The sequence below is a fragment of the Succinimonas sp. genome, from assembly GCF_045225735.1.
Classification (GTDB): Bacteria; Pseudomonadota; Gammaproteobacteria; order Enterobacterales; family Succinivibrionaceae; genus Succinimonas.
This window is the reverse complement of the sequence record NZ_JBGVBR010000365.1, coordinates 1-4,275: the sequence shown is the minus strand read 5'-3', so window position 1 is coordinate 4,275 and position 4,275 is coordinate 1. Positions and strand designations below refer to the sequence as shown.

Genomic DNA, 4,275 nt, shown 5'->3' with positions numbered 1-4,275 from the left:
TGGCTCAGATGCCTCTGTTCCGTCGCGCCAGCCTTTTCCGGGACCGTATAAATGCGCCGTTGACACCGCCAAATTTGCCAATATGCCCGATGGTGATACTCTCAGGAATTGCGGTTTATGGATGTCAACAACAACTGCAAAGCCAGGATCATATTCCGCGCTCGACATCGCCCAGCGTCTTGATCGGATGTCAGACAACATAGAGCACTTTCTTATGAATGTATCAAAGTACAAACACGGAGAGATTGATGCAGTCAACGCAATGAGAATCAAACATGTTATTGGTTCCCCCATCATAGATAAAGTAAGGATGGCGGCTTATGTTGCTTTGGAAGAGATTGCCGATGACTTTGTTTCAAAATTCGGACCTGATGCAATTAAGAGAATAGTGGAGTCTGTGGGGGGCAATTATGATCCCAAGAACTCCACCTATGTACTGGATCTTGCCAGGGTCGTTTTTTACGACAGTGAAGTTTTTAAAGGTAACGCTGCAATAGCTTCAGCAACTGGCAAATATGGTCAGTACAGCGATAATGCCCAAGGTCTTGCTGATATCTTCATTGATGGAATCAACGCCTATGCTGAGAAGCTTGGTCTGAAGCCTCTTGACAAGCCTCTGGCACTGCAGCCTCCTGTAAATAAGGAAATTGCTGAAAAACTTATCTTTAAAGCAAAGCCGGGAGCTGATTATGATAGTTCCTTTACTCTGGGAGTTTCTAGAGATAATACCGGACTTGGGGAAGCTCAACATAAATTTTATAATCAGGCAGACGCTTTAATCGAGTCTTTTGGTGTTGAGCATACTGCCTCTGTCGTTTCAAAACTTACCGGCATACCGGCGGATAACATTAATGTTAGTAGTATACTAAGATTCGCCATGCTTAACAGCCTCTTTATTGAAGGCACTGAGTCAGCAAACAAACTGAGAGAGCTGCTGAATAACAACGGCACGGAAAAGGATCTGAGCGCGCTGATACAGAAGGAAATGGAAAATTTGAAAAAATATCTCCAGGATCCGACTGCGATTCCAAATGTTATATCAGCAGAGCCTGTCAGCAAGAGTGAATATAAAATGGCTGGAAATATTCCAGGGCCGTATAAGTGTTCTTTTGATACCGCAAAGTTTAACCCAGCAGATAAGAATTTCACACCTAATTTATTGGTATTTGACTCACAGGGTATCGTAGAACCACCTTCCGGGTTGATCGCCAGACTAGATAAGGAAGCTTCCAATGTTAATGAAATGCTTGAAAATTTAGAAAAATGTAAAAATGGTCAATACAATGAAGTAAACAGAAACAGAACCGAAGAATCTCTTATGAGAGAAGAAAAAGTTCGCCCTTATTTTGTCCTTGAAGAGATTACGAATGATTTTATATCTAAGTTCGGCAAAGAGGCTGTTAAGCAGATTGTGGAATCCATCGCCGGCAAGTACGAGCAGGATAATTCAACTGACACTATAGAGCTTGCAAGAGCTCTTTTACGTGAAAACCGTGAATTTAATGCTCATCTTGAATTATATGGCTGTGTAATGGAGAGCCCGGGAGCCTACAGACCTAATCTGGCCGGTTTTGCGGATATTTTCATTGACGCGATTAATGTTCAGGCATCCAAGCTTGGTCTGCAGCCTCTGAATAAATAATCGCGTCTTGCAGGAAAGTAAGCTGCCATGTCGCGCTGTTTATGAAAGAAGGCGAGGTGACGTATTCCGGATCTTGATCTGAGTTGCCATATGTAATACACGAAAAAAGGATCTCCTGCAGGAGGTCCTTTTTTATTTGTCTCGGCTTCAATGGCGACTTTCAGAAGCTTAAAAGCCGCCCCCCTCGCTTACCCACTGCTCGCTTACGCAATCACAAAGCTGTCCATCCCGAAGCGACACCAGATATACGATTACCCCCGAAAAACCGCCCTCTGCCGGATCGGAAATCCTGAGAGAGCGCTCTTCCGGCAGGATTAGGGGAGTAAAACAGAATCCGGGATTACCCTGCTGCTATCCTGCCCCAGAGTTCTCATGTTAACAGAAAGCAGGCTTAAAGCGGCCGTCATGGCTGAAAAACAACGGCTAAAATGAGGGAATTTTGAGAAACGCTCTCCAGAAAAGCCGCATTCCGCCGGAAACGCCCTCTGAAAACCGGAGGCAGGAAATGTTTTTCAGGAGGCGGTCTAAGGTAGAATAAAGAACTGTTCCATGTGTTAAAAAATCATCGATCATGTCGGCCCGCAGCAGCCGCTGACTTCAAGCTTCAGGAAACAAAGATCATGCCCCATGTATACAGAGAGCGTCCGGCAATCCCGATTCCGGTGGATGCGTACGTCAATCATTCAGACGCCAGGGTTTACCTGATTGATGCGGTGACTAAGAAGAGAACCGTCATCGGAATAGCTGCCTCGGATACCGCCATGCATCCCAATGACACCTACCGCAAGCTTTACCCGGACTTATGGGCTGAGTTTTATTCCGAGTATCGCGACCGGAATAAACAGGTGGCGCGGGTGGGCATGTACGGGCTCTGTCTCGGAGCTTCCTGCCAAAACGGGCTTTATGAAATTCTTCTGGAGGCATACGGGGCGGAATTGGCCAATCTCATTATGGACGCCTCCATGTATGCGATCATGGATTGTCTGGATGAGGAACCCCGGCTGTTCCCGGACAGAATGGAAAACCAGGTGCTGTTCTCCCCTGATGCGCTGAGAGCCGCCGATCTTGCGGAGACTGCAGCCGGGAGTATTACGGAGGAAATGCAGACTGAGTTCCGGGAACGCTGGATCCGGAAATGCGCAGAAAAAGGCCTTAAGGAAGTCTGGCTTATTGCTGCCGCCCCTGACCATGACCGCTTTTGCGGCGCCTCCCGAACCCCGGAGAGCTCTTATGCGGCCCATCCTGAAAATCCCCTCCCGGGCTGCATTTACGCCGTTTCCGCTGCTGCCGGAGAACCGGTTTCATATTTCGTCAACCCGGACGGAAAGGCTGATGCCGAGACCTTCCGGAAAATCATTGACTCCCTTAAGGAATACGGAGTTGACGTGGCCGGGGTTATTCTGGACAGCGGCTTTTATGCGCCTGATACGGTAAAGGCCCTGAAAAAACTTAAGCTCGATTACGTCATGGCGCTTCCGGAGGACAGCAGGGAATACCGGAATGTACTGGAGAGCCGTGGTGATGAGATGTTTTTCAATCCGGAATTTCTCATTGAGGGCCTTCTTGAAAAACCCGTTAACAGGATGAACCTCTACGGCTTATCCCAGGAAGCGCCAGGCCGGAGTAAAAAGCCCGGTGGCAAGAGCATCAGCCTGTACTATTCCTCCGAGATCGGTCTTCTCCGGGGGCAGGACTTCAATATGGCCCTGAGCGCGGCCAAGGAACAGGCGGAAGAGGATGCCGCCAGAGGAAAGGAACCAATTATCCCCGCAAAGTTCCGGGCCTATCTGGAGTCCGTTAAAAATCCGGACGGCAGCTTCAGCATCGACTGCAATTTTGAGGCGTGGCGGCAGACTCTGAAAGACCGGGGGTTCTTCGGCCTGCTGTCCTCCCGGGACTTCGGCCCCCGGAAAACCTATGAACTCTATGCGCTCAGGAGCCCCGCGGAAGAACAGTACCAGATTCTTAGAGCCCTGGAAGGATTTACTGCGGCAGCAGAGGAGACGGGAACGAACCAGAATGCGGACAAAGCTCAGACCACGATGCTGAAATTCGCCGTTTGCTTTGCCTCCGCCGCACTCCGGCATGCCATCATGACCGCCTGCCGGAACAGAAGGCTGGATCCCAATGACATAATCCGGGAAATGGACGAGATCCGGCTCCTGAGCCTGGAGAGCCGGGAATACATGTTTATCAGAAGCATGTCCCCCGAAGCGAAAAATCTGTTTGAGGAGTTCTCCATGAAGCCGGAGAGCTTTGATGCGATCGCCAGGGATTACAGCCGCCGGGAAAGGGAATCGGTCAAAAACCCGGTTCATACCCTGCCTGACCCGGGAATGATCGGTAAAAGAAAACGCGGCCGTGAGCCCGGGAGCAAGAATAAGGCCACGCTGGCCCGGGAAGCGGCCATTGCCGAAGCAAAGGCCCGGGGAGAGTATGAGGAGGAGCCGAAGCGTAAAAAGGGAAGGCCCTTTGGGTCAAAGGACTCCGTGCCCCGCAAGGTACGGAGTGATTCCGGAGTTAAAAGAGGCCCCCGCAAGAACGAATCTGTGTTAGCAAATTAAGCTTTGTCTAAAAAATGCTAATAATTCAATTTACATTTGTCTATTTTGTTCAATTAACATTTGGATGTT

The 4,275-nt window shown here is 49.2% G+C and carries 2 protein-coding genes; both read left to right on the top strand.

The genetic code is table 11. The features are described 5' to 3' along the window. Window positions 1-1,642 (top strand): hypothetical protein (locus ACJROR_RS12765; RefSeq protein ID WP_406547385.1); only part of this gene is annotated, 1,642 nt, incomplete at its 5' end. A gap of 620 nt (window positions 1,643-2,262) precedes the next feature. Then, window positions 2,263-4,206: a transposase gene (locus tag ACJROR_RS12760; protein WP_406547383.1), complete on the top strand. Its 1,944-nt coding sequence runs from the start codon at window positions 2,263-2,265 to the stop codon at window positions 4,204-4,206. The last annotated feature ends 69 nt before the right edge of the window (window positions 4,207-4,275 follow it).

Excerpts from the sequence above, each read along its gene's own strand:
- ACJROR_RS12760 (WP_406547383.1), top strand. The coding sequence starts at position 2,263 with ATGCCCCATGTATACAGAGAGCGTCCGGCAATCCCGATTCCGGTGGAT.